The following is a 26,441-nucleotide window of genomic DNA, read 5'->3' on the forward strand; positions in this document are numbered from 1 at the left end:
AATTTTCCCGGATTCTACCGGCGCAAGAAAACGTGCTTGCCATGCGGACTTACATCAACGTATCGCTCAATTGAGCCATTTGATAATTGAGACGGGAATCACCTCTTTGACTCGTATTAAACCGAAAAAAACCATAGGGCATAGCGCCACCGATGCCAACTTTTGGAAGGAATGCGTATCCCCTGTTTCGTTGTGGCCTATCGACTTTCTGGCCCGAGAATCCGCTTGGCACGAACATGCCCCATTTGCGTCTTGGCTCATCGAGGCTCTCCGCCCGCGTACATTGGTGGAACTGGGAACACACGCAGGGTTTTCCTACTTCACCTTCTGTCAAGCCGTGCAGCGATTGGCCCTCCCCACAAATTGCTATGCCATCGATACATGGAAGGGGGATGTTCATACAGGTTGGTACGACGAGGATGTTTACAACTCCGTGCAGGAATATAATAACGCCAACTTCAGCAACTTTTCGACATTAATTAGATCAACCTTTGATCATGCTCTGCCGGATTTCAAAGACGGATCGATCGACTTGCTTCACATAGACGGCCGACACTTTTATGAAGACGTGAAGCATGATTTCGAAACCTGGCGTCCGAAACTGTCAGATCGCTCAGTCGTGCTCTTCCATGATACTAACGTTCATGATCAGGATTTTGGTGTATTCAAACTGTGGGACGAACTGCGCTCTACCAGACCTTCATTTACGTTTTTGCACGGGCACGGCCTGGGCGTCCTCGGGTTTGGGCAACACGTTTCAACCTCTTTGGACGCGTTGTTCCAATCAGCCAAGTCCGAAGGGGAACTAACGGCTGTAAGAAACGCCTACGCCCGGCTAGGCGCGGCCGTAGCGGCTGAATGGAAATTACTGGATCAGCGAGATGAGTTGCAAAGGATTCACACCGAACTAAGGCTCTCGCACGATGAGAATGAATCACGGAAGAAAGCTACCGAAGTCGCAGAGGCAACAGCGCGTCATCTTGCTGAAGAGCTGGACCAAACTAGGCTGCAGCTTGATACCGCACGCAAGCAGGTCGACGAGATTACCGATGCATTGAATGATCGTAATCACGCTTTATCGCGGCTGAATCGGCGCGCTAACGAACTCGAATCTAGAGTTTCACGGCGCGACAGTGAAATCCTGGCGATCCAGAGCTCCGCAAGCTGGCGAATGACCGCTCTCTATCGATTTTTGGGTAGAAAAATCAGACGACAATCGAGGCAGGCGGGGATCAGCAAAATCTTGAAATTAGCTGGCTCAGGCAACGATTATGCGGAATGGCTCAAGCGATACAAGGACCATATTAATTTCAGCCGGGGACAGGTACGTCAGCGATTGTCAGAAATTGGTGAAAGTCAAAAGATATCGATCATCATGCCCGTCTATAATCCAAACCTAGACTGGTTAGGTGAGGCAATAAACTCAGTGCTTGGCCAATCGTACAGCAATTGGGAGCTCTGCATCGCGGACGATGCATCGACTAATCCGCTGGTCCACAGCGAACTCATGAAGTATCAGAAAAAAGATCCTCGGATCAAGGTCATTCTACGTGAGAAGAACGGTCACATTTCAGCAGCATCGAATTCCGCGTTAATGCTCGCGAACGGTGATTGGATAGCGCTCCTCGATCAAGATGACCGCCTGGACCAGGACGCGCTCTTTCACATTTCCTTTGCTATATACTCAAACCCGCGCGCGGGTATTTTATACTCTGATGAGGACAAGTTCGACGCATCAGGCGCACGTTTTAGTCCGTACTTCAAAAGCGACTGGAATCCGGATCTATTTCTTTCACATAATATGATTAATCACTTGGGCGTATATCGAGCCGACCTTGTTAAAAACCTCGGAGGCTTTCGCGAGGGATTTGAAGGTTCGCAAGACTACGATTTGGCGCTTCGTTGTGTCGAGGAATTGGACTCAAATCAGATTGTCCACATACCACGTGTGCTTTATCACTGGCGAAGCCATGCAGATAGTACAGCCCAATCCGGCGGAAATAAGAATTATGCGTTATTAGCAGGGCAACGTGTATTAAATGAACATTTCAGCAGATGCGGCGTTAGCGCTTCGGTTGAACTGCTAGATTTTGGAATGTACCGTGCCCGCTATTCGCTACCCACAACTTTACCGCTCGTCAGTTTGATAATTCCCACCCGTAATGGGCTTTCTGTATTAAAAAAGTGCGTACAAAGTATATTAGATAAAACTGATTATAGTAACTATGAGATTATCATAGTTGATAATGGTTCCGACGATAGGGATACATTGGAATATCTACAAGCGATCACGGCCGATGATCGTGTTCGGGTGTCGCGAGACGAGCAACCGTTTAATTATTCCGCTATTAACAATAAAGCAATTAGAGAGGCAGCCGGTGAATATATCGGCCTCGTGAACAATGATGTGGAGATCATATCAGATTGCTGGTTGAGTGAGATGGTTAGTCTCGCGGCGCAGCCCGGTGTGGGTGCCGTCGGCGCGCGACTGTGGTATCCTGATGATACCTTGCAACACGGCGGCGTAATCATTGGTTTGGGCGGTGTAGCTGGTCACGCGCACCACAGACTACCTAAAGGTGACCCCGGTTATTTCGGGAGAGCAACTCTGATCCAGACTCTAAGCGCGGTTACGGCGGCCTGCCTTGTTATTCGCAAGCAAATCTATCAAGAAGTGGGAGGGCTGAACGAGGAACATTTGAAGGTAGCCTTCAATGACGTCGACTTCTGCCTAAGGGTACGCGAGGCAGGATACAGAAATGTTTGGACCCCATTTGCTGAATTGTATCACTACGAATCTGTCTCACGCGGATATGAGGACACACCAGAAAAACAAGAGAGATTTTCCGCGGAAGTCAAATACATGCAGGAACAGTGGGGCAATAAATTGCTGGAAGACCCTGCATATAGCCCAAATTTGACCTTGGCTCGACAGGACTTTTCGCTGGCTTGGCCGCCACGCATCTAAATGTGCTGCGCAGCCAACCGCATCGATTGACATCAAGTAAAGCTTTTATCCTCGGATTGGGAGATAAATGTCTTCTTGCCAACAACGAACTGGGGCGTGTTATTCAAACGGATATAGATTCGGCCCACATACTCGCCTATTACACCCACGCAGAATGTTTGGATACCGCCAATAAACAACACGGTTGCGATCGTTGACGCCCATCCCGGTTGAATCGCTGGATGAACCAAACGATCCAAGATTACCAGAATAAAAATTCCCATACTCATGACTGAAAGGAAAAAGCCCGCAAACGTGGCAATCCGCAAAGGGTAAATTGAAGAACCTGTTGCCATCTTTAGCCACAAGGAAAAAAGTTTGCGGAAATTGTAGTTGCTAGAACCATCCCAACGCTTTTGATGGTCTATTTCTATCGACACAATTGAATTGGTTGCTCCAACTATCAAGCCGTCAAGGTAGGTATAGGGTCCATCGTAGAGCAATATCGTGTCCGCTATGTCTTTGTTCATGGCCTTATACGATGATAGGTAAAGTCCTTTCGGCTTCTTCAGCATCCACGTGGCCATCCAATCGTTAAATTGACTGCCCCAACGTTTCCACGCAACGTGCTTGCGTCCACGATATTTGGTATAACACACGTCGTTGCCACTTTTCACCCTATCAGCTAGAACCAAAATAGCTTCAGGGGGATGTTGGAGGTCATCGTCCATTACGACAATAATTTCGCCTCTCGCGAAGCTAATACCCGCCATGGTTGCATTGTGTTGTCCGACATTTTTGCGTAAAGAGATCCCTCGCACAAACGGAAACTGTTGTGCTAGTCCCTCGATAACCTTCCAACTATCATCTGGGCTACAATCATTGGCCAGTATCAATTCGAACCCGTTGGCGTACTCGCTCGATTTTAGAACATCATGGATTTGTACAACCAGCTCCGGAAGCACGGTCATGCTTCGGTAAACTGGCACAACAATGGATAGCCGTATCACCATTTGATCAATGTTGTTCATCAGGCAGCCTTCGCGAATGTGATACCATGCATCGAACCATGGAAATTGGACGCTTGCCAAAAACACAGACGCCGCAAAAGGTCAAGACACTGCACGAGGCTGGTGTCATCGTGACCCAAGATTGGCTTGCGATAGCTCAAAGCCGATGCTAATCCCCTTAGGTTAACGTAGGTGAGCGAAATGTCCGAAGGTGATAAAACGAATCCCAGCGAGTTTGATGCTTATCGAACGAGTTATGCTGGCGCTGTAAATGACTCAATTGCCTTTTCGGGACTCAATGTGGACTTTTTTGCCAGAGCGAAGGCAGCCAGGCTCGTCGATCTATTACATAAGATGATCGGCGATCCTCGCGATCTGTCGATACTTGATGTCGGCTGTGGGGTCGGAACGTATCATTCTCTTCTCAGAGGTAAGGTTGGGCGAGTTTCCGGCGTTGACCCTTCCAATGAATGTATTGCGCAAGCGCGTATCAACAACCCAGACGTGGAATACAAAACATATGGTGGGGCACTGCTTCCTTATGATGATGGCGAGTTTGACGCTTCATTTGCCATATGTGTGATGCATCACGTTCCAGTGTCCAAATGGGCGCAGTTTTCGGCAGAATTGGCGCGTGTGACTCGTCCTGGCGGCGTAGTGGTGTTATTCGAGCACAATCCGTTCAATCCTCTAACGCGACGAGCGGTGTCGAATTGTCCTTTCGACGAGGATGCCGTATTACTCTCGAAGCGGACGGCGACAGGGTATTTTGCGAGAGCGGGCCTCCATGATGTCCAAGGAAAATATATCCTTACGATACCCTCCGTTAGAGGCTTCTTACGAACGGCCGACGACTCACTAGGTTTCATTCCTATAGGTGCTCAATACTATATCGTCGGTCGCCGGTGACGGGGAATACGGTAGAGGCGCCTGCTTGGCGTGAACGCTGGCGGCCGCTCATATTTATTGCTGTAGGCCTAGTGAACACAGGAGCTTTTTTTGTTCTGGCCAACCTTTTTACTTACGCAATAGGGTTCAGTCCGAAAATCGCGGCTTACATATCCTACGCCATTTTAATGCCCGTTTCTTTTTTCGGTCATCGTCGCATTACGTTCGGATCAAAAGGTACGATGTTATGGGAATGGGCCAAGTTTTGCGCCACCCAGGCCGCAAATGTTGGCATAATTGGTCTTGTTACCGAGGCTGCGGATAGTTTTCCCATTTTGGTTGGTTGGTTGTCTTTTGCTATTATCAGTATCATCATTCCCGCGCTGAATTTTATGATTTTCCATTTATGGGTGTTTTCCAAGAATAGCTCGAATTAGCTTATCCGATCGCTAATTCGACGTGCCATCATTCGTCTCCGGCTGTGATCGTCGACGGCTGATGGCATGGTGTTAGGTACGTCGTTACGTCAGAGATGGGGCACGGTGCATCATAAGCGTCCGGATGCTGCGCGACCGCCCTTTCCCTGGAAAGGATTGGACCGGAATCGGACCCGCCCGTGTTCCTGATCTATTTGCGCAGCGTATTCTTGTCGACACGGGCGGCCTGGGCGGCAAGGCCGCCGACTTCGACCGGAAGGAGTTGCGGGACCGACGACACTGATATCTGGCAAAGCCCTTACGCCACCGGAATAACTGACCGCTGTGGATGCCACTGTACGCGCGATCTCTGACACGCTTGCTCCCGGTTCCAGGCAGGCCGCAACCAGGGGTTCCTTCTCTTCCCGAGACCACCGCCGACGACGCACGACCGACGTGATCACCTCAATATATTGCGTCGTCATAGGAGTACTCCAAGTGTTACCACTAGGACTTCCAATGTTCAGCCTCACATCACAAGACAGCCGTCACCGTCGGGATACCAAAATCTTCGTCAACGCTATCTTGCTGTGACGATTATACTCGAAGCAACCGAGAGCGAAGGCGGTTGATCACAGTCTTAATAAGATCAACGGTTTTTATTTCAGTAATTGGTGGTTCCCGCATAGTCTCCAGCTCCATGCTTGCCTCAGATTCGACGAGACGTTCAGGGGCGATCGGTTCATGCTGTATCCAAGGTGTGTTTCTTCCCACATTTCTGTGAAAGTCGTGGGCAGAAATGCCTCTTTGGATTACCTCGTCTTGAGGCATTTCAAGTAGGATTTCGCTCCCCAGCTGGTTGAGCATTTTCTCGAGTGACCCACCGCGATAATCGAGCAGGTAGGTGGCGATTTCAAACTTCAAAGCTTTATCGTCCTGCAGCGAGGCCACGTTTGTAAAGCCAAAAGCGGAGTAGAAATTCTCAGCGGTGATGCATTTGAATAGGTTGACTAAGATCAAACGATGCTCGTTGATCGATCTATTGGACGTAGTTAGAGAAGGACGGCTTGTATTGTTTTCGTGGACACGAAAGCCAACGAGTTTTTCCGGCATCACTAAGATATCATAGTGCTGGAGTACTCTAAGCCACATATCCAGATCTGGGAGTTGCCTGTAAAAATTGTTATATGTGCCGACGTTCTCGTAAACTTCACGCCGAATGAGAACGGAAGGGTGGCAAAGACAGTTGCCATGCTCTGTAAGATCCTTAATCCACGTAAATCGAGAACGATTTGGCTGTTTGAATATTGGCTCAAAAGTCAAAAGGTCCGCTTCTGATAGTGAACGACTTGAGTCATCGATCCACTCAACGTCGGAGAAAACGGCACCTAGTTTTGTTCCACTTGCGAAGATTTCGAGCTGCCGCTCCAATTTATCTGGCACCCAAACGTCATCGGAATTGCATACGGCGATGAAGTCTCCTTCGCACATCGAAAGACCGATGTTCATGGCTTGGCATGCACCGACATTGGTTGCCAAAAATCGAGAAACGATTCGCTCGTCGTTGATGGATCTAATGACATCGGCCGAGTGATCAACCGAGGCGTCATCCACAATGACAACTTGGATCTCCCGATGAGTCTGGGCTAGGATACTATTTACCGTAGTCTCGATAAACTCCGCATGATTGTAGGATGGGATGAGTACGGAAATTATTGGCTTATCGTTCATTTTTTGCTCTGATAATAGCGGCATCGATGTACGGAGCGAAGGATCTGTCAACATTCTCTCTAAGCGCCAACAGGGAGTCCACAATACCAGAACGCTTCTCCTCTTGGCTCATTCTCGTCCAAGTCCCTTTCTCATGCAGTCTGTAGCTGGTGCAGGTGCGGGCCGCGAACAGCGCGCCGCCATTTGATGCCAGCGTCATGTTGAGCAGCCAATCATATCCGCCCTTAACATCGTTCTTGGCCAAGCTTTCTGAGAACCTGTTTGCTCGGTAGAAACAGTTGGAGAATGTGGCAATAGGATTGTTTGTAAGCATGTCCAGCAGTTGTATGACGCGATGCCTATTGATGGGCCAGCCGGGATGATGCCAACTCACGCCAGTTGCTTCGTCCTTGACCAAACAGGCCGTGAAACATATGCCGACCCCAGGATGAGCATCCATAAGGTTTTTCTGTAGTTCCATCTTCTCGGGCGCATGCCAGTAGTCGTCGCCTTCCAGAATGGCCGTGTAAGGCGTTTCAACGAACGATGCCAGTAAACGATAATGCGCCATTACCCCCAAGTTCGATGGGTTCTGTCGGACGGTAATATTTGGGAAATTGGACGCTGCTGCCCGCGCGATTTCGACAGTTTCATCTGACGAGCAATCATCGGAAACAATTACCCTACACGATTTGAAGATGGATTGATCCCGCACACTTTCAATGGCCTCTCTTATGTACGCGGCATGGTTGTAAGTTGGTATCAGGACGGTTATCATGTCGGTCATTTTAGAGCGGCCTTTAAGGACTCTGCTATGTACAACGCGGCTGCATCAGTGACCCCGCCGTGGAGCGGCAGCGTCAATACCTCGTTTGCTGCGCGCTGCGCATTTGGGAGGTCGAACTTGGTCTGTGTCATGTGGGCCGTATACGCCGGAATGTCGGACAACAGCGGATAGAAGTATTTCCGCGTGTAGATTCCGAGATCACGTAGCGCGAGGTAAACTTTGTCGCGAAGTGAAACCCCGTTTTCAACGGGCAGTCGGATAGCAAAATAATTTGTGGATCCGACTGTTCCAGGTCGTTGAGGGACGATCCGGATCTTGTTGTCTTCAGTGATACTGTCGCGGTAAATCTGGGATACCGCGCTGCGACGCGCACGCTCCTCGAACAGGGCGTTTAGATTGGCCAAACCAAACGCAGCGTTCAACTCGCTCATTTTACCATTGATACCGATGTCTGAAATCACGTCTTCAGACTTAATGCCGAAGTTCTTGAGGAGGCTCAGCTTCGTATCTATTTCGGAGGAGGATGTGACGACCGCGCCTCCTTCCCCTGTATTGAATTGTTTGGTCGCATGAAAGCTCATCGTCGTTGCATCACCATAGCTTACGATTGGGCGTCCATTATAGGTCGCGTCAAAAACGTGTGCACCATCGTAAAGCACGGGGATTTGATGATTGCGACTAATGGAGTCTAGCGCATCTACGTCACAAGGGCAGCCGTACACATGAACGCCTAAAATACCACTGACATCCTCGTCAATTGCTGCTGATACGGACTCCGGACTCAAAGTGAGATAGTCCTCCTCAACGTCCACCAAAACCGGATCGAGCCCAATCCAGATCAAAGCGCCCACGGTAGCGGCGAACGTAAAAGGGGTTGTGATAACTTTGTTTTTGAAGTTGAGCGCCTTGGCGGCTATTTCGATAGCCACGGTGCCATTTGTCATCAAATTCACATATCTGGTCCGAAGCAGCTCAGAAAGTCGTAATGCAAGATCGGCAGAGATTGGTCCGCCGTTAGACAGGCGGCGACTCTCGAGCGCTGGGCTGAGGTGGGAAACAAAGTCTTCAAGGGTTGGGACTATAGGTCGAGCGACATAGATGGGAGTATTTGACACCATCAATCCTTCTTTTTCGCGGGGACACCGATCACTGTGTAACCGTCAACTACGTCACCAACGACACATGCCGACGCGCCGACGGTGACGCGATTACCAATTCTCAATGGATTGCCGGACGTACCATTGCGCACTACAGAGCCCGCTCCCAGCCATACGTCGTCGCCGACGTCAACATGTCCGGCAATCGTTACGTTTGCCGCCAAAAACGAATTCGAACCAATTCGCACATCGTGCGAAATGACTGATCCAAAATTGACGATAACGTTGTCTGCTAGTCTTACTCCCGAAGAAACTACTGTGTTCGCAAATATTTGAGCCGCCCCGCATATTGTTGCGGATGGAGAAATCAAGGCACGGGAACTTATGAAAGAGCCGACTGTCAAACCGAGATCGCGAAGCTTTTTGAGAACAGTCTTACGGCCAGCAATATTCCCGATTGCAATGTACCAATTTGCATCAGGAAAACGTATGCGAGCATCATCACGAGAAAGTACAGGAGTGCTGTCGAGATCAAAACCGGATCTAAAATCATCGATAAATGCCAGAACGGATGCTCCCTCCGCCTGCAGTTGGAAGTGCAATTCACGGGCGTGACCGCCAGCACCATAGATAATAGCTTTGGAAATCATCATTCACACTCAAGTATGGTTGGGAGACTTCTAGATCGATCAATGTATGATGGCTAGTCTTTTATGACATATGCCTACAAATTAACCAGTAGGCCTGGCGTTCCATTCTGCGAAAATGTGCCAAGTGATTTTCGCAGATCGCGCACGACGGAGCCGAGAACCAGAGCGTGGTCGGATACAATCTGCGCGGCATGGTTTTTCTCAGGACAGTCCGATATTCGGCGCGCCATCATAGGCCCGTCTGCGGTGACCTAACCGATCTCATCCTCGATCTGATCGAGTAGCGGTGGCACTTGCGCGAGATAGTCAGTGTCCTGTTCCTGGGTGGCTTCTTCGAAGGGCCACTTTATAGCGTACCAATCGTTTAACCCATCAAAGGAATCTCATGAATGGACTGCTACGGCGCCCCTATCCCCAAATCACTCTCGATGAACATCGCAAAATTGAACGCTGGCACGCGGATAAGATCAGCGCTGACGTGATTAGGGAGAAACTCGGACGACATTGTTCGACGATCTCTCGAGAACTGTAGCGCAATTGCTTTGTTGTCCGCGCAAGTGGCCAATCGTCTGAATCTGGAAGGCGTCCGGAATGGAATGAGGCTCTGTCACGAAATGATCTACCGATTGCCTATTCGAAGGACGGTCAGGCAATTAAACTGTGGCATCGCATACCGGAGCGACGCGCCCGGCTGCGGGTGCATATGCCCGCGCCGCCACGGCCACCGATTCAGCCCGCATCCAAGCATTTTGCATTGGCTAGATATTGTGCGGTAACGTCAACAATCTGGGTGGCGCCGGGAGGCCGTCTGCCGCCGATGCTCCCCCACCCCGCGCCCTGTTCTATCGAGAACTCCGTCCATATCCTTCAGCGTCCTGGTCTTGCTCAGGCAATGATGGACGCTCTCACGCTCGTGCCGAAACTTCACTTCGGAGATGATGCCTGGTCGCCGACGGTCAATGCGGGGTACCTATACGAGTCCCATTTGCTGTACCTATGCTCTGCGCAAGCGCGACCTAACTGACTTGCTGTGCCCATCATGACATCTTCTCGAAGCGAACTGTTAGGTGGCCGCAGTCAGTATCACCTTGCTTGTCGACAAGGATGCTGAGATTGCCAGTTTCCTTTGGAAGTTCGACCTCAGTCGATCCGCCAGGGTTAATCTCCCCTTGCCAAATGGGAGTGTCATTGAATGTCAGCGACACGTCAGCGCCATCGCTCGCCAAGCAACTTGCCGACACTGTGTCGGAGATAGAAAGGACGACCCCGCCGTGCAAGTCGGTCAACGCAGGATCCATCGGGATAGTGGTAGAACTCGGCATTTTTAGGCCGGGGCGCATTAGAAGTGTCGTTTCATCCGCTGCCGGATAACTCGTGCCATACACGTCACCAAGCCTGTCCTGTCGCAACGCAAAGGGTAGAGCCATCGTTTTTTTGAACTGGGGCCAAAAGTCTTTGTGATAGGATGCGCCTAGCTCGTTGATGAGATTTACAACTTCGGGTTTTGTAACGGGCCGAGTACGGCGAAACAAATCTGCAGTCTGCCCGCCTGATAAATTATAGGTACCGAGTTTTTCGAATCCCGAGCCGATTCCAGTTTGTGAAAGGATCATCTCCGCGGGAATACTAAGGTGCTGCCAAGTCGGTGGAACAGTCCGTCGTCCGGGATCGGATCGAACTAGGGCATATTCTGCTCTCAGGTTGTCGGGGGTTATTAGGGTGACAGTCGGCGTATAAGACACATAGCTAACCCGCGGAAGTAGCGCAGGATCGAGTGCAACCAACATCGCATCTGCCATTTCAAAACTATAGCAAAAGCAGACAATTTTGGCGTTCGAATCTAGCATCCTGTCTAAGTCGCCTACCAGCCTTTCGTACTCGCTATAATTGTCCAGATGCAACGGGAAACTAGAGGATTTTGGTACCAGTCCTTCAATATAATTCCCACCCTTGTTAAGTCCTGGGACGATGCTGAGAATGAACACGGCCAGGCCGGCCGCCACAAATGGGCCCATCCGAACTACTTCAGGTAGCCTTGTTAATTGCCGTCCTAGCCGCTCCGTTGCCACGACATAAGGTACCAAAAGCCAAGCGGCGATGGGAAGAAAATGGTGGAAGGCAAGCGTTTGGACACGAATAAACAATAAGAATGTTAAGGTCGCCGCGAGAGTGCAAAAGATGGCTCCCGGATTCAGCGTGATGAAAGATAAACCGACGCCTAAGACAATCGCGGAAATGAAATACCAGCCGAGAAATCCGGGGAATAACATCATGTGAGATTTAAAGTCAGTCTGCCAACCCGCGTGAAGTTCGGAGTAGTTGGTGGTCAGAATGCGCTCAACCAAATCAAATTGAATTAGCAACACTAAGACGGATGCTACTATACCTGCTAACCCTAGCAAGAAGGCCGCGGCCATTACGGCGCGTGGCATCGACTTGCCTTCTCGAAGTCGTTGGATCATCACAAATAGAAATGCGAGAGCCATAAATGATACAATGCTAAAAGCGTACCATCGTCGAAAAAGAAATGGCAAGTAAATAAGAATGCCTAAAAGTAAGGAATTGTAGAGCGCATTGCGCGATAAGAAGTTTGTGCGTAGCAGAACCAGGGTCGCCAATCCCAGTGGGATAAGGCCCACAATGTCTACCATTCCCCGCAAACTTGGCGTCCAAAATGGAATGTAAGTCAGCACCATTATAAATACTAGTACAGCATTGGCACGTGGAACTACTTGTTTTGAAAGTAATGAAAACACGAACGCCGCCGGCAGCAAGTATACAAGACAAATGCCAATTACGTATGCGGTACGAGTTTCTCCGCCGATTAGGTATACCGGGTAAAGGAGCACCGACGCCAATGGGTTATAGTCTAAAGTCTCAATCTCCCTCCCGAGCTGTGTTGGCCACCCATTTGCCCCTGAGCTAATCAGGTGTGCATAGGTTTTAAAATATTCCCAGTAGGCACCGTAATCCCAAACGTATGCCGGATTTTCAAAGTGAACATAGGCGGCAACGAACGCGGAGATAAGAGGCGCGGCCATAGCCACCGCGATGATCAACCACCGCGTCTGCGGGTCGTTTGAGCGTTTAAATCGCACTTTTTTGAATTCCAATTGCATTTTGATTCTCGGATTTGCTGACGGGGATAAAAGAAACTTTCCTTAATAAAAATCAAGTCAACATGTCCATGGTTGGTCCGAGCCGTTTACTTCTCTGGTCCGGGCTGGAGGCCCAGTAGTACGCGTCCATTAGCGGTAAGTTGCTGAAATTTTTTGTTGGGGTGATCTGCGGGTAAAGTCCGGGATTTCAAGTGCACTGTGCGATCAAGTCACTGCTCTCAAAGAAAAACTCGCAACCGCAGCAGCGACAATGCTAAGAACGCACCGTCCTGGCAAGCATATTCGATCTTTTCGCCGAACACCGGCGCGGATTGAAAGCTATGCCGCAGTGACTGCACGCGCACTGCGAGGTGCTGAGCCAAGTGACACGGGGCATGTGCAGCCACACACGGCGACTACGGTGGAACTGACTGGACGCCTTAGGACGGCTAGCCGATCGCCTCAGTTCGAGCGTTTCGAGCCTGTATGGGACGTAGACAAAAAAGTCTTAATATGGCGGTAGAGTTGCAGTGATATGGTGCTGGCCTTATGAGGAAGAACTATATGGAGTGAGATTTTTATTTCCGTATTTTGGCTACGACATTTCCTAGAGCTCTTAGCGGGCTGGTGATACGCCAAGATGTAGACTTACGTAGGGATTCAAAGGCATTTTGCAAATTCGCAATTTCTTGACTGTGCCGGCGCTCCATGTGTTCCTTGTCCCACTGGGCCGACGATATAATTCTAGAGGTTTCCTCGCGCAGCAAATACACTGTTTTTTCCGCATCATCCTTGACGGACTTGATTGCCTGGGCTGCATCATTCTTAACGTTTTGAATTGCCAATCCCGCTTGGCCGTTGGCCACTTCGATCTGCAACGCATGCTCTTTCTTTTGTTGGATTGAACGAGATTCAGAAGCCCATCGATCGCCGGCAAACTCGAACCGGGTCCGAAACTCATCGGTATCGGCATCGTTCAATGCAAACAATTGGCGTAGCGTTTCCGGCAAGGCGGTGCCGAGCGCTAAAACACCCAAGCCATGACTATGGAGGAATTCGAAACCGGGATAACGTTGCGTTACCTCATCCCAGAACTTCCAAACGCCAAATCCCTCAAAATGAGCATTGGTGTCATGGAAGAGCACAACACCGCGATCTGATAGTTTCGGGCGCCAGGTTTCGAAATCGTGGGATACTGCCTCATAGGTATGAAACCCATCGATGTGCAGCAAATCGATTGATCCGTCGTCAAACTGGTTGACTGCCTCGTCGAATGTCGAGCGGAGCATGGTCGAAAACGTCTTAAAAGTTGCGTCATGGTATTCTCGAAGGTGCCAAAAGACGTCTTCTGAATACTTACCGGCGTGTTCGTCGCCTTCCCAAGTATCTATGGCGAAGCATTTCGTTCCGAGGTTTTCTCGCACAACAGCATTGCAAAACGCCGCGTACGAAACGCCAGCATGCGTCCCAAGCTCAACAATCACCCTGGGCTTGGTGACGGCAACAATCCAGTGGGCGAAGGGCACATGACCGAACCATGTGCTTGGCCGGTCAATCAACTCCGCATCCCAGAAAATCGGTGCAGCGCTTTTTGCGAGCACATCCTGCACAGCACTTCCGCTTGTATTTATCTCCGCCACCCTCGTACTGGAGTTTTGCATACGGCCCTCTTTCCTGTTTTCTCAGGAGTGAATACTGTGGTCCAGTCCTGGTCAAGATGTTTCCCGACGTCTATAGAACCGCGTGTGACTTCCTTTAGTGCGGCATTGACAGGTCCCAGGAGCCGACGACGACCGAACCAATACTGACGGTTCGGATCTCTATTTATCGAACAAGCGACAGAGAGAGTGGTCAACCGAACTTTGTTCGCTGATACGCACGTGCTTTCGGCAACTGGCTGCGCCCCCTAGTCGCGGTCTTTTTGGTGGGCTTATCGACAAACTGGATGGCGAACCATGTCGACATTTACGAATTGCCTGATATGACCGATTGCTTTTGTTACGCGATAGCCATGCAATGCGCGGCCAAAAGGCTGGCTAGTATATCAACTTCTCCTCGCATCAGACGGCGAGCGGCTTTCCTTCCGGAACCTCCCACGGTGAGGTCAGGTCAACTCGATTGAAAACAAAGCGTGGTTCATGCCGGACTTCAGGCAGCAACACTGGTGACGGACCTCCAGTGTGCAACTCCGCTGCGATGGAGTGAATTGCCGTGGCGGCGCGTCTTGTAAGGCGGAAAGCGATTGCGGACCGCGGAGACAGCCGAGAGGAACGTTGAGGCTCCCGAAATACTTCCATCTCCCGCTCCGGCTGTCGCAGCGGGAGATGTGGGTTCGCGCGCGCTAGTCCCTTCTTTTTCAGCAGACGAACAGCAAGCGTTTGGTTGCCTCGATATCGGCGGTTGTGAATGATTTTGTCGAGCACGTAACCATCCCGATCGTCCGCTCGCCAGAGCTTCCCGCGACGATGGTGCATTCCTACAAACTGACGAAATGCTTCGAGTCCCCAAGTGCACTGTAGCGCCCTGGGCATTGATGCGATAATGAACTTTATTGTGTAAGCTTGGGTGTTGATCAAACCAAATGAAGAATCATCTACTTATTGCTGGAACAGGTCGCGCTGGAACAAGCCTTCTTGTAAAATATCTGACAGAGTTAGGACTCGAAACACACGTATCTGTTAGCGATGTTGTGGGTTGGAGTGACGACGCTAACGCAGGGCTAGAAGATAAGGTTTTGCACGGGAACGGGAAGGAACCTTATGTCATCAAATCCCCGTGGCTATTTCAGTCTATCGATGAAATTTTGGCGAGCGGTGATGTCAAAATTGACGGTGTGATAATCCCAGTTAGGGATTTGTCCGAGGCAGCAAGCAGCAGAACCATCCTCGAACTACAGAACATACACAATCAATACCAGTGGTTTACTGAGGAAATGGCTCCGTGGCAGGCATGGGGAACAACGCCTGGGGGGACAGTGTATTCCCTGAACCCACTCGACCAGGCGCGTTTGCTTGCAGTTGGATTTCATCACCTAGTGGAAAGGCTGGTAAAGGCGGAAGTGCCAATTTATTTGGTGGCCTTTCCTCGATTTGCTGAGGACCCTGAATATCTTTATCGCGCTCTCAACGGATGCTTGCCTTCATCCGTCACCAAAGAAGCTGCGATTGCCGCGCACAACAAGCTCGTAGATCGGAAAAAAGTGAGGGTAAAAAAGGAGATTGGCGGCGAATTTTTAGCATCACCAGAACACCCGCCGTCGCTCGAAAAAGCCGATAATGCGGCACTTAGGCGTGAACTGGTAAAAAGCAGAGCAGCAAATGCCGCAACGGAAGAAATGCTTAGTCAGGCTATAACGGCGAAGCAATCTGCCGCAACTGAAGTCATGGCCCTTCAGACACAACTGATGGATGCGCAAAACGCGTTGGCAAACATGTCTGAAACAATCTCGCTGCAACACTCCGAAATTAGAGGCTGCGACGAAAGAATTGATATGCTTTATTCCAGCACTTCATGGCGCATGACTAGCCCGTTGCGAAGTATAGTAAATGCGATGCGGGGTGTGTTAAGGTTTCGAGGAGTTGCGCCAGGCAATGAGCCAATCAGACTAGCGCGCCGAGAATAGGATTTCTCCCAAATTGACGTTGCAGCGAGAGACGTTCGAATTGTTCGCCTATGCTGGTATCGGCATTGCAATTGCGGTGCTTCCGCTATTCTTGGTTCTCGCGTTTCTAATACAGCAACCATCAATGCGGCGGTATAGTTATGAGCCGTCGACATGGTCCACAGCCACTCTAGGTTTCGCGATGGCTGGTGCTTTGTTCTTTTTAACATGTATCCAAGCCACGCCAGCACGCATCGCCTGCGTGGTGGCGCTTGCGGTGCCATTTCTATTACTTCTCCTAGTTCCCGGTGAGCGGCACCGATCCGTTTTGTGCGCCGCGATACTCGCAGCGTTTACTGCTATCGCGTTCGTGCTCAACTTTTCGTCCGGTCCCTATGAACCGGATCCGACCAACACGACTGGCATCAAGTTCTTTGAAAGCGGTTGGTATCATTGGAGCGCTTACCTGGCCCCGGCAAAAAGCCTTGGTGCGGGGCTAGTCATCTACAGAGACTTCCCTTCCCAATACGGACTCGTGCCACCCCTGCTCATGGCAGCTGCGTCGAAAATGGGATGGGTCGCTGGCACGTTCTATGTCTTCGGCGTGCTTCAGTTCTTATTTTGGTTAAGTCTCACCTGCACAGCCCTGGTCGTTGTCAGGCGGGCTAGGGATTACAACCCTTTGATTTGGTTGGCCGCGCTATCAACGGTGCTTGCTACGTGCTTCTTTTGGGCCGGTGGGCCGAGCTTCGCGAATATAACCCCGTCGCTGGGAGGCATCAGATATTTTCCTGTTGCGGTGCTGGCTGCCGCAATAGTCCTAAAAAGCCCCAGTTGGCTGCTTCATATCCTTTGGGCCATCGGAGCGCTGTGGTCTATTGAATCGCTATTCATGGTGTCCTTCGTTTGGTGGCCGCAGTGCATCCTCATCAATCTACCGCGCGGCGGCACACCATCGGCGATCCTCTGGAGTTTTATCCGATCTGCATTAGTGCTGATTGGGGTCGCCCTTGCCACACTCGTGATGGCCCTGGCGTTATACTTGGCTCTATACGGAGTGTTACCAGACCCGAACATGTTGTTTTCGTTCGGCATAAACCCGCCAGGGGCGTTGCAGTCAACCCAATTGGTCCAATTCTCGTCGTTGTCTTATCACTGACGTTCGCGATCTACACGCTCGTTTCCATATATAGACGGACGGGACTGGACCGCGAGTTTCAGAACCTCTTTTGCGTCATCTTGTTGAGCTATGGGGCCATGATTTACTATATAGGCCGCAGTCACGATGCCAACGTCCTGTCACTCTTCCCATACTATGCATTGATCTTGATCTACCTGGCGCTCAATGCCACGGCGACAATCATTCGCGTATGGACGGCGAGCACGTTGGCGCTGTGGATTAGCTGGGTTTTGGTTGCTCAGTTCGCGCCGAGCCCGAACCGCTATGACAATATATTGACCTTTAACGGTGGAAACCTCGACAGGGTCATGACCGACTATTTCGAGAATCCGACCAAAACAGATCGCGGCAAGGCGATAGACTACATCACAAAAACATATGGCGAGGGGGTTACCGCCTTCGATGTGATTGCGGACATTGTTATAACTGAACCGCAAACGCAGTGGACTTCCTACACGAACTTCACCAGCTTCTATTTCCTGCCAACCGAGACACTAAGGCTTACCGTGCACCGCGCAAAAGAGCGGTTGATGCAAAATGGATGGGTTATCATTTCTAACAATGATCCGACGATGTCGGCATCTGTACTCGATCTTTTTGCAGCCGATTACGATATTATCGAAACCAAGAGTTTTGGAACGTATAAAGGTTATCGTTTTTCTCCCAAACCCTAAGATCGCCGCCACACCTCCCGTTATGTTATCGAACGAGGAGGAGTGCATATCGTACGGCGTAGACTTGTCCATTGAGCCGTTTGAGGACGAGCAATCCTTTCCTTGGGCACACGAAGTAAACCGGCGGTCGGGACTCCTTACTCTGACCGAGCTTGGATGGGAATGACTGTTGCTACTAGCTCTGTGGATCAAGTAGGACGCTTTAGTTTTCAGTGGCTCGCGCTTGAGAAACTAACGTTCCTCGAACGTTTTAAGCGAGGAGCTTGCTTCAGCCATCTGAGGATTTGGGCGTCATTGGATGAGAGAAATGTCCCACGTGCAACGCCGCTTCTTGAGTATGAAGCCAAGCCGACGCAGCGTCAGAGCTAGGCAGCGCGCAGCTGACATGTCCCGCAAGCATGAACGATACGGACATTCGCGACCTCTGGCCCTGCGTTGGCAGCATCAACCAGTGCGCGAACATGTGAAGCATCTGCCCGTAACGACGGACGACACCGATGAACTCTTCGATGTCATGTCCCCTGAGAATGAACACTGGCAATCCCGTTGACTTACGGAACTTTGGGGCACCGAATGAATCGCGGTCCTGACCAGCGTGATAAAGCTCATGTTCAATCAGCGCGCAGCTCGCAGCGACGGCGGCCGGGGCTGCGGCAGGTGCAGTGGCAGGCGGGGCTGCCGGCGGGCTTATCGGCTTGCTGACGAGTGCCGGAGTGGATGAAGATGAAGCCCATGTTTATGCAGAAGGTGTTCGCCGGATCGCGCCAAAATGTATCGCCCGCTTTAAGCGAAATCTAATAGAGGCCTACGCAGCAGAAGCCGGCCGCGTAGGCCTGATTTTAGGTTTTCTGCGGAATTGGTTAGGACGGGTCCGGCGCATTCCGAACGCGCAATCGTGATTGGTTGCAGGAGCCGGATTGGGAACCGACGGCATGAGCCGAGCGCTACCGAATGCGCCATCCTACGAAACTGATTTTGGAGAATAAACCTCCATGTGCCGCAAGCTATCTGCTTGGGCTGGGTTTATGCGCAAGCTTCTCGTCACCGCCAATGCGCTCGTCAAAGCCGATCGCATGTGGCGCGAAAAACATGCTTGATCACAAGGGAAACTAATCGCGCTCTACCTATCATGAAAAGAACCTCAATTGAGAGCCTTAAATCACCGCCTCGAAGAGCTTCGAACATTTCTTCGAAAGCATCGACGCGCTGCTGTGACAGAAGGCGAACATCGGCTTCTGTCGAGTTCCTACGCTGCCCATAAACCGCAGAACTGTGAGTGGATCGCGTTGGTCACCGGATCGAACGAGAACCACAATACGAGCGTCCGCCATCGACGAAATGCATTTTCCGCGCGGGGCGATGCGACACCGGAATGGGTCCATTTTGAAGGAAAGCTACTAATGCATAATTTTCTCGAGTCAAAATCGATTTTAGGGTAAAATTACGCAGCGTATTTAAAGGTAGCGTCCTTGCGCGCCGTATTCGACGCAGGATGCTGCAGAGGAATGATAGCCAATGGAAAGGTTAGCAATCTTTGCCCTGTCGCTGGTGACGGCGCTGACGAGCGTCCCGGCGGCCATGGCGTTTCCCACCGTTGCCGTGCCGAAGATCGAAGTCGAAGAGGCGCAGCCGGTCCAGTACAGGCGTTACCGCGGCGGTTACAACCGTGGATACTGGGGCGGCTATCGAGGCTACCGCGGGCACAGATACTACAATGGTAACGACGATTGGGCTTGGGCACTGGGCGGGCTCGCGACTGGCGTAATCATCGGCGGATTGCTGGCACAGCCGAGGTATTATGGCCCCAGCTACTACGATGAGGGCTACTACGGGTCGACCTATTACCGTCCGCGCTACTACGCGCCACGCAATTACCGCCGGGTCTATTATGGCGGTACACATACGCGCTGGTGCTATGCGCGCTACCGGTCCTATAGGGCTTACGACAACACGTTCCAGCCCTACTACGGTCCGCGACGGCCGTGCGTCTCGTCCTATTATTGATTGCGAGCGTAGTTGGCGAGCCACCTGGCGCTTTTCCCCGACGCGCAGGCTACCGGATTCTTCGGCTTCTCCTCAAACGGCTGCGCATATTTCCCCATTGTGCATGATGAATGCCACATTTTTCTGACAGCACTCATGGTGAGACAAAGTGGAGCGGCCATGAAGCGCAAGTGCAAATCCCCGGAGAGCCCCTTAGACCAACACACTGTGCAAGAGCTGGAACTTCAGGAGCGTCTGATTATCAAGTACATGAAAGAGGGCATGACGCGCGAGGAAGCGGCAATGCATGCGCCCGCCGAATTGCGGGAGAAAATGGATCGGGGCTGAGACTGTTCCATATCTCATGCGGCTTAAGCCTTTGCAGAACTACTAGTCGATTTCTGAAGAGCCTGCCGGTGGCGGCTGCTGAGGCTCGGTTAGATATGGCAGCTTATCCGCCGCTGGCGTGCCTGCCAGTTTAAGGAGTGCCACCATTACCGCTGTAAAATTGGCATTATTGCCCAAGGCAGCACGTGGATTCGCTGCAAGGCCAAACAACGCCACTGTGTTGGCATCTTCAACCGCGAACGAACCGTCAAAGAGACCAATTCGCAAGCTGCGTCCATTATGTAGAACGAATACCTTCTTAATGTTCCAATGGGTCATCAAGCCAAAATTCGCTGTTCAGTCCTTGTGGTTCCAATCGATCCGCAAAATGACCAGGGCGATTGTACTCACAGCGAGAATCCCGGCGAATACCAGAAATATTGTAGAGGGGTATATCCCACCGGAAAACACTGCCCCGATTCCGAAAAGGACCAAACCGAGCAACATCCCGGTACAATGCAAAGCGCCTTTTGCCCGCCCCAAGGTCGATCGTGGAACGCTCGATTGAAGCGTGACCTCAACGGCAACCCTGCCCAGATTATAGAGTACGCCAAGTACAGCAAATACGAGTGGCGCCCACGGCAGATCTACCATTTTCAAAGCCGCAAACGAGAAAGCGGTAAGGGCGACGATGATCAATTGCAAGATCGGAACCTCTATGATCCGGACCAGCGGTATAAGAAGTATAGCACCCAGAATGGAACCAGCGGACCAAGCGCTTTCAAGCTGTCCAAAATCTATTGCGCTGCCTTTAAGTTCTTCAAACACGAAGCTCGGGCCAATAACGCTTACCAACATGCCCCCGAGGTACAGAAGTGCGTAAATGGCGCCGAGTCGAAGCAGATGGCGGTCGATAAGCAGTTCTGACTCGTTTGTATTTCGTGCATCCTGAAGGGAGAGCGGTTCTCGTCGGACGAGACACATGCAGCATACAGATATCGCAAAAGCCGCGGCTATTGCTGCGAGCGTAAACGTCGGGGTCCAGACGTAGAGCAAGACACCAGTGAGCGCTGCTGCCACCAAACTTCCTGATTGCGTCAAGAAGCACGCGATGCAGTTTGCTGTCGACAGCGGGAAGCCAGCGCCAACGGATGGTATCATTGACTGAGACGCCGTAAGCGCAATCCGGTCGAACGCCGCGAACGGAATTGTCGACAGCCAGATCGCCCAACGCAAATCCGGCGCTAGCATGATTGCCCCCAGAGCCAACGCGGCTAAGAAGCGAACGAAGTCGGCTATCAAACAGAGAGCGCGTCGATCGTAGCGATCAGACATCCATCCTGCGAGCGGGCTCGCGATCAATTCTGTCATGCTTAAAGATGCGAAAAACACCGCCACGGCTGATACGCCGCATCCCGAAACAACGAGAATCCAGGCGCAAGCAAAGTTGTACGCGTTGCGCCCTACGGCCGAAGCAAACGTGCTCGCGAGGTACCAGTTGAACGAACACGATCCATGGACTGCAACGGAACAGGATCGGGGCATTTGGCAGCTTTCGGGAAATGGCTATGCAAGCATCAACGGCAATTTCCGGCGGTCATGCTTTCTGATTTGTGCCGGACTTTCAAAATCGTGCCAAAAAATCTTGGACATGCGCATCAACTGCGCCACCGGCGGCGGAACTCGGAGGGGCCGGTGCCTAAGGCTTGTTTGAAGGCAACGGTAAAGTGACTTGAACTCGCAAATCCGCATCCCAGTGCAATGTCGGTCGCCGAAAGATCGGTGGTACGAAGGAGATCGACTGCACGTTTCAACCGATGTTCTGCAACGTATGAATGAGGCGTTTTGCCTGTAGATTGCTTGAACGCGCGAAAAAAGTGCCGTCGACTTACGCCAATTTCTCGAACAAGTTCCTCCAGGCTCGGCGGGTTCGCCGGTCGGCTCTCGATGATGGCGTTTATACGCTTGAGATTGAGCGGTGTGAGACCACCTTTGGCTGGCTCCAAACCAACGCCGTTGAGTCTGAGTAACTGTACGAACAGTTGGACGGCTTGGCTTTCAGCCATAGTAACACTGATTGGATCGGGATTATGGAGCTCCGCCGCGATCCTTTGAAGTGCGTCCTCGATCATGTTGTCGCGAAACCCGATGGCCGGCTTCAACCCCACCAGGTGCTTGGAACCGAGGGCTTCCTCAATGAACGTGGTATCGACGGAGACGAATAAATACGAACCGGTGGCGTCTCCTTCGTCCCATCCAGTCCATTCACGGTGAGCAGGTACGAAAACGACGGAGCCCGGACGGCGGGGAGTGAAACCAACGGAACGGCCCTCAACGAAATCCTCACCAGACCGTGCCCCGCCTTTCAGGTTTATCAAAAACGAGTGCTGGTCAGGCGCAATGCGCGTCTCCTGACGTGCCAACCCCGTTCTCTTAACGATGTGCGCTCGAACCATACCCCAGTTAATATGTTGATGGACGAGGGTGCTGTGATCCGATCGACGGACCTCATCAGGTTGAAAGTCATATGTCTCCGTCAAAGAGGCAATCCCTTCCAAGTTAACTAGTCACAACGAGTTATAGATGAATCTTGGGTTGCCAAACAATCCGCGATCAACCCAGGGTTGGTCGATGATGGCACTTTCATGAAAAAACGGCATGGCGGTGAAAGCGCGTTGTCGAGCAGCCGTCTACCAACTATCGGACGACGCGCTGGCGGCAGATCGGCACTAGACCGCAGAATACCCTCTTACAGTCCGGCGGCATCGTACCTTGGGGTGCAATCATGGAGGTGTACGACGATGCAAGCTTTCACAGACTTTATCGCCGAATGCGACCGCGGCCCGCGTTTGAACAAACTCGCCGGATTCTTTGCGGAGACCGCGGCCGGCAAGGGTGGAATGCCCATTCGCAAACCCGCCGTTGATACGCGGCTTCTGCCATATGACACACTCCTTCATCGGTTTGTCGAACTGCATTCGCGCCGCCAAGGTTTCTTCGACCAACACTATCACAGTAGCATTCCGTACCGCCTGGAGGAGGAATGCCGTATGGCGCACGCACTCCTGCGATACAGTCAATTGAACACGAATGACGTGTTGCTCTACAGTCTTGGCACTGCCGAAGGCACAATGGCTCGCACGCTATCCGAAATGAGCCGGGGGAGTATCCGATCCTTGTCGTGCAGCCCGAACGAGGAGAACTACAAGTGCTTTATGGCTTTTGGTGAGCCCACTTACGCCAGCTTTTTCCTGGGTCCCTTTCATCGGTTGACCAAGGAGCATCTCCATTCCGACAAAAAGCTTGAACCGTTTTCGGAAGGGTTCGACTTCATCCTGGAAGACACCACGTTTCAGATGTATTCACCCAATCGGCAAAAGCAGATCGAGTTTGTCGCTCAACATCTCAAGGCTGACGGCATCCTCTTGCTCTTGGAGAAGTTCCGGGCCGTTGATCCCGAAGACTACCAGGGACGTGAATCTCAAAAGGACTTTGGCTTCAAGACACATTACTTCGGCTCCAAGGAGATAGCGCGGAAGACGAAACTCGTGCTCACAACAATGCACGACGGCCAAGTTACCTTGGCAGAGATGGCGAGCGCCATATACGCACAATTTAGCCACTGCATCGTCACATGGAACAGCGGAAACTTCTATGGTCTGGCGGCCAGCAACAGCAGGGAGAATCTTCGGCGTTATCTATCCTTGATGGTTTATCCTGCGATACCTCTCGAATACGTCTATGAGCCGGAGCCATACACCGACCTCGCAAGGTGGGTGAGAACCTGATGATCAGGCTCCGGTTTGAACCCCTATCCATCATTCTGGTCAGTAGCAGTCACACGCTTGAGGAAACAGGCATGCAGGCGATATCCCGCAAAGCGCCAGCAAGAATATCGGAAAAGTGCATGGATCAGGAGCTTTGGGCAATTTTGGATCGGCATGCTCGCCTATCGACATCTATTCAAGCGTTTCAAACGAAAGTGCCCGCAGCAAGCGAGGCAAGACAAATCCTCGCGATAAAAATTCTTGAAGAACAGTTCCTCCGCAAGCAGCTGATTGACATTCGCCCGTCTACAAACCACGGAGCCCAATCGAAATTGATATATCTTAGTCTAATGCTAGCAAAGACCCGAACCTCCATGAATGAAAGTACCATGGCGCGAGTCATGAGATCGGTGGAACGTTTTCTTTAACCGCAACGCTGCGAACCGCCTCGCCTAAGTCTCGTCCACCTTTGCCTGGAGAACTGCAACAGTCTCAAGCAGCGTTGTGACGGAAGCCATAGTTTCTGCAGGAAGATCCTCCAGCAATTTCATTATCCGGAATCTGCGTTCAGCTTCCACTTCCGACTTACCCCACAAGTGAGGTGCCGTGCTGAACAGCATGGAAAGTGGTGATGCGCCAAGGACTTCGCTGAGGTGGATCAGTCGGCTGACGGTCATTTTAGAGGAGTTTCGTTCATAGCGTCCGTACACCTGTTCGCTCAGCCCGACGAGTATCGCTATGTCCGCCCTGCTAAGACCTTGTTTTTGACGACAGCGCCGCAGTGCTTCGCCGAGCCTGTCATCCAGTTCTCCAAATATCGCGATACCGTCGAAACCTGGTCTTCTGTAAACCGGTTTTTCATTGTCGGGATCAGTGGTTTGCACCAGTTTCAATTCCGCGATGTGCTCTTTTAAATCCTTAGTCATTTCCCCCAATCACCAAAACGTTGCGCTTATGTCATACATCACGACGCCGCTCAAATGCTATGCATTTCATTCAAGTAGGCGCTATCCATCAAGGTAGTCCATACGTTTAGCGGTCGGGATCATCTGTCATTTTCGCAAGTTGAACCAGAACCGGGTGAGTTGACCTGAGATGTCCTCCTTCATATCGAAATAATATGGATCGCGCCGCAATGGCCTCTGCATGTATTCAGTGAAGGCGCAGGAACGACCATCTGAGAAGACCCGCCTCACACCGTCAGAGGCGACCGTTCGGCTACCCGAGTATCGCGACGAACGATAGCCGGGCCGGCACGTCGTTTGGCGTCGCATGCACTGGGGCAGTTTCGCGGAGGCTTCATCGCGGACACTGTCACCGGCAATCGGCTGCCAGCCTTCCGGGCACTCTGCGTATCGTTCATATCCAGGCTTGCCGGTGCCGGCTCCCTGGCAGATCGGCCAGGAGAACCCCGGCCTCTTCATGGCCGTGATCAGTTTCTCCATCGGGGGGCGGCAGCTTGCTACGTCCTGCCAGGACGGGTTGGAAGATGCAGCGCATAAAAGGACTTCACAACCCCAATCGCTGGCTTGAGAGGGCGATGTAAACCAAAGGGCGAATGGAATTGTGAGCATTGATGCAAGGATAAATTTCACGGAAAATCCCCCTAAACCTGTTGTTGAAAAGCCTACCGGTCTCGGCGGCTTGGTTGACGGCGTGCATCGGCGAACGGAGGCGTGATCTCGCTTTGGCGCTCGGAAAGCAGGTTGATGTCGGCAAATGGTCTGCGTCCGAGCGTCCTGTCCACTGCCTTTTGACGCCACTCCGTCATGTCGAGGGCATAAGTTGCCCACATCCCATAACGCGCGCCGATTGCGCGACGCTGCGTTGCGAAATAGCGAGGGTTGCTTGGAGAAGCTGTGGTCAATCGCGCCAACCCAACTCGCAGCATTTCATCGGCGAGATCCATGTCACCGGCATAACAAATTCCGCTCAGGTCATTGGGGCCGGGAACGGTCACTATTCTACAGGTAACCGCACGGCTACCAATGCTCCGCTTTAACCAAGCTTTGGCGAGAGCACCGCAAGGCACCGGGGACAGAAATCTTCTATTGTCGTTCGGCTCCGGATCAAAGGCCCATTGCGGCAGATCGCAACTGTCGATTTGGTTCAATTTTACGAGAATACGCCGGTTGGCGAACCACAAGGTTCGTCCGTCTACGACTGCCACGCGGTCAGTAATTTTGTTTGGGCCGACCGTTTGGACCTGGGCCAAGCCAATGGGCAAGTCAGCGGCTCCGCCGTTGCGCGATCCAAAGATCAAAGCCAAAGCAAGTGCGAGGGGCCGGATCATCGGACGCTCCCAG

The 26,441-nt window shown here is 51.6% G+C and carries 24 protein-coding genes; 10 read left to right on the forward strand and 14 right to left on the reverse strand.

Features of this window, described 5'->3' with window-relative positions; genetic code table 11:
• The first annotated feature begins 106 nt into the window (after nucleotides 1-106).
• The gene (locus tag PHA01_RS06655; RefSeq protein ID WP_271894144.1) at nucleotides 107-2,968 is read left to right on the forward strand and encodes a glycosyltransferase; all 2,862 of its coding nucleotides are present in this window, start codon (nucleotides 107-109) and stop codon (nucleotides 2,966-2,968) included.
• Between the two features lie 32 nt (nucleotides 2,969-3,000).
• Here the strand turns inward: PHA01_RS06655 and PHA01_RS06660 are convergent, their stop codons facing one another.
• Nucleotides 3,001-3,978, reverse strand: a complete 978-nt coding sequence (locus tag PHA01_RS06660) for a glycosyltransferase family 2 protein (RefSeq protein WP_271894146.1) — start codon at nucleotides 3,976-3,978, stop codon at nucleotides 3,001-3,003.
• 180 nt (nucleotides 3,979-4,158) lie between these two features.
• On the opposite strand from PHA01_RS06660, the gene PHA01_RS06665 reads away from it, so the two are divergent.
• On the forward strand, nucleotides 4,159-4,866 hold the full coding sequence (locus PHA01_RS06665; protein ID WP_271894147.1) for a class I SAM-dependent methyltransferase: 708 nt from the start codon (nucleotides 4,159-4,161) through the stop codon (nucleotides 4,864-4,866).
• Nucleotides 4,863-5,282 carry a GtrA family protein gene (locus PHA01_RS06670; RefSeq protein WP_271894148.1) on the forward strand — a complete coding sequence of 140 codons (420 nt, stop codon included), beginning with the start codon at nucleotides 4,863-4,865 and terminating at the stop codon, nucleotides 5,280-5,282. The genes PHA01_RS06665 and PHA01_RS06670 overlap by 4 nt, the downstream gene beginning before the upstream one ends.
• A gap of 110 nt (nucleotides 5,283-5,392) precedes the next feature.
• Here PHA01_RS06670 and PHA01_RS06675 read toward each other — a convergent pair whose 3' ends face one another.
• The 5 genes from PHA01_RS06675 to PHA01_RS06695 form a co-directional block, all read right to left on the reverse strand.
• A complete protein-coding gene (locus tag PHA01_RS06675) occupies nucleotides 5,393-5,746 on the reverse strand; it encodes a transposase (RefSeq protein ID WP_271894149.1) in 354 nt (117 codons plus the stop codon).
• Between the two features lie 112 nt (nucleotides 5,747-5,858).
• Nucleotides 5,859-6,992, reverse strand: coding sequence for a glycosyltransferase (locus PHA01_RS06680; RefSeq protein ID WP_271894150.1), 1,134 nt, complete (start codon nucleotides 6,990-6,992; stop codon nucleotides 5,859-5,861).
• Complete coding sequence (locus tag PHA01_RS06685; RefSeq protein WP_271894152.1) at nucleotides 6,982-7,758, reverse strand: glycosyltransferase family 2 protein; 777 nt, start codon at nucleotides 7,756-7,758, stop codon at nucleotides 6,982-6,984. Before PHA01_RS06685 ends, PHA01_RS06680 begins: the two co-directional genes overlap by 11 nt.
• Nucleotides 7,755-8,876, reverse strand: coding sequence for a DegT/DnrJ/EryC1/StrS family aminotransferase (locus PHA01_RS06690; protein WP_271894154.1), 1,122 nt, complete (start codon nucleotides 8,874-8,876; stop codon nucleotides 7,755-7,757). Before PHA01_RS06690 ends, PHA01_RS06685 begins: the two co-directional genes overlap by 4 nt.
• Nucleotides 8,876-9,508, reverse strand: a complete 633-nt coding sequence (locus PHA01_RS06695; RefSeq protein ID WP_271894155.1) for an acetyltransferase — start codon at nucleotides 9,506-9,508, stop codon at nucleotides 8,876-8,878. The genes PHA01_RS06690 and PHA01_RS06695 overlap by 1 nt, the downstream gene beginning before the upstream one ends.
• 382 nt (nucleotides 9,509-9,890) lie before the next feature.
• Here PHA01_RS06695 and PHA01_RS06700 point away from each other — a divergent pair, with 382 nt between their 5' ends.
• Nucleotides 9,891-10,037, forward strand: a complete 147-nt coding sequence (locus PHA01_RS06700) for a helix-turn-helix domain-containing protein (RefSeq protein WP_271894156.1) — start codon at nucleotides 9,891-9,893, stop codon at nucleotides 10,035-10,037.
• 505 nt (nucleotides 10,038-10,542) lie between these two features.
• Here the strand turns inward: PHA01_RS06700 and PHA01_RS06705 are convergent.
• Together PHA01_RS06705 and PHA01_RS06710 are read right to left on the reverse strand one after the other, a co-directional pair.
• The gene (locus PHA01_RS06705; RefSeq protein ID WP_271894158.1) at nucleotides 10,543-12,624 is read right to left on the reverse strand and encodes a TgpA N-terminal domain-containing protein; all 2,082 of its coding nucleotides are present in this window, start codon (nucleotides 12,622-12,624) and stop codon (nucleotides 10,543-10,545) included.
• A 557-nt stretch (nucleotides 12,625-13,181) separates the two neighbouring features.
• The gene (locus PHA01_RS06710) at nucleotides 13,182-14,264 is read right to left on the reverse strand and encodes a class I SAM-dependent methyltransferase (protein ID WP_271894159.1); all 1,083 of its coding nucleotides are present in this window, start codon (nucleotides 14,262-14,264) and stop codon (nucleotides 13,182-13,184) included.
• Between the two features lie 920 nt (nucleotides 14,265-15,184).
• On the opposite strand from PHA01_RS06710, the gene PHA01_RS06715 reads away from it, so the two are divergent.
• From PHA01_RS06715 to PHA01_RS06725, 3 genes are all read left to right on the forward strand, one after another.
• Nucleotides 15,185-16,225, forward strand: a complete 1,041-nt coding sequence (locus tag PHA01_RS06715; protein WP_271894160.1) for a hypothetical protein — start codon at nucleotides 15,185-15,187, stop codon at nucleotides 16,223-16,225.
• A 13-nt stretch (nucleotides 16,226-16,238) separates the two neighbouring features.
• Nucleotides 16,239-17,363, forward strand: a complete 1,125-nt coding sequence (locus tag PHA01_RS06720) for a hypothetical protein (protein WP_271894161.1) — start codon at nucleotides 16,239-16,241, stop codon at nucleotides 17,361-17,363.
• Nucleotides 17,364-17,461: 98 nt separating this feature from the next.
• A complete protein-coding gene (locus tag PHA01_RS06725; RefSeq protein ID WP_271894162.1) occupies nucleotides 17,462-18,058 on the forward strand; it encodes a hypothetical protein in 597 nt (198 codons plus the stop codon).
• A gap of 268 nt (nucleotides 18,059-18,326) precedes the next feature.
• Here PHA01_RS06725 and PHA01_RS06730 read toward each other — a convergent pair whose 3' ends face one another.
• Entirely contained in the window at nucleotides 18,327-18,749 is a 423-nt protein-coding gene (locus PHA01_RS06730) for a putative metallopeptidase (protein WP_334312006.1), read from the reverse strand.
• Between the two features lie 824 nt (nucleotides 18,750-19,573).
• Here PHA01_RS06730 and PHA01_RS06735 point away from each other — a divergent pair.
• Nucleotides 19,574-20,062: a BA14K family protein gene (locus tag PHA01_RS06735; RefSeq protein WP_271894163.1), complete on the forward strand. Its 489-nt coding sequence runs from the start codon at nucleotides 19,574-19,576 to the stop codon at nucleotides 20,060-20,062.
• A 12-nt stretch (nucleotides 20,063-20,074) separates the two neighbouring features.
• Complete coding sequence (locus tag PHA01_RS06740; RefSeq protein ID WP_271894164.1) at nucleotides 20,075-20,389, forward strand: hypothetical protein; 315 nt, start codon at nucleotides 20,075-20,077, stop codon at nucleotides 20,387-20,389.
• Nucleotides 20,390-20,431: 42 nt separating this feature from the next.
• On the opposite strand, the gene PHA01_RS06745 is transcribed toward PHA01_RS06740, so the two are convergent.
• The 3 genes from PHA01_RS06745 to PHA01_RS06755 form a co-directional block, all read right to left on the reverse strand.
• The gene (locus tag PHA01_RS06745) at nucleotides 20,432-20,707 is read right to left on the reverse strand and encodes a hypothetical protein (RefSeq protein ID WP_271894165.1); all 276 of its coding nucleotides are present in this window, start codon (nucleotides 20,705-20,707) and stop codon (nucleotides 20,432-20,434) included.
• Between the two features lie 18 nt (nucleotides 20,708-20,725).
• On the reverse strand, nucleotides 20,726-21,913 hold the full coding sequence (locus PHA01_RS06750; RefSeq protein ID WP_271894166.1) for an MFS transporter: 1,188 nt from the start codon (nucleotides 21,911-21,913) through the stop codon (nucleotides 20,726-20,728).
• A gap of 113 nt (nucleotides 21,914-22,026) precedes the next feature.
• Complete coding sequence (locus tag PHA01_RS06755) at nucleotides 22,027-22,908, reverse strand: AraC family transcriptional regulator (RefSeq protein ID WP_271894167.1); 882 nt, start codon at nucleotides 22,906-22,908, stop codon at nucleotides 22,027-22,029.
• A gap of 261 nt (nucleotides 22,909-23,169) precedes the next feature.
• On the opposite strand from PHA01_RS06755, the gene PHA01_RS06760 reads away from it, so the two are divergent.
• Complete coding sequence (locus PHA01_RS06760; protein WP_271894168.1) at nucleotides 23,170-24,156, forward strand: class I SAM-dependent methyltransferase; 987 nt, start codon at nucleotides 23,170-23,172, stop codon at nucleotides 24,154-24,156.
• A gap of 431 nt (nucleotides 24,157-24,587) precedes the next feature.
• Here the strand turns inward: PHA01_RS06760 and PHA01_RS06765 are convergent, their stop codons facing one another.
• Both PHA01_RS06765 and PHA01_RS06770 read right to left on the reverse strand, forming a co-directional pair.
• Nucleotides 24,588-25,061, reverse strand: a complete 474-nt coding sequence (locus PHA01_RS06765; protein WP_271894169.1) for a helix-turn-helix domain-containing protein — start codon at nucleotides 25,059-25,061, stop codon at nucleotides 24,588-24,590.
• A 701-nt stretch (nucleotides 25,062-25,762) separates the two neighbouring features.
• Nucleotides 25,763-26,428 (reverse strand): thermonuclease family protein, encoded by a 666-nt coding sequence (locus PHA01_RS06770; RefSeq protein ID WP_271894170.1) that lies wholly within the window; start codon nucleotides 26,426-26,428, stop codon nucleotides 25,763-25,765.
• Between the last annotated feature and the right edge of the window lie 13 nt (nucleotides 26,429-26,441).

It is taken from the genome of Candidatus Phyllobacterium onerii, assembly GCF_028331445.1.
Lineage (GTDB): Bacteria > Pseudomonadota > Alphaproteobacteria > Rhizobiales > Rhizobiaceae > Phyllobacterium > Phyllobacterium onerii.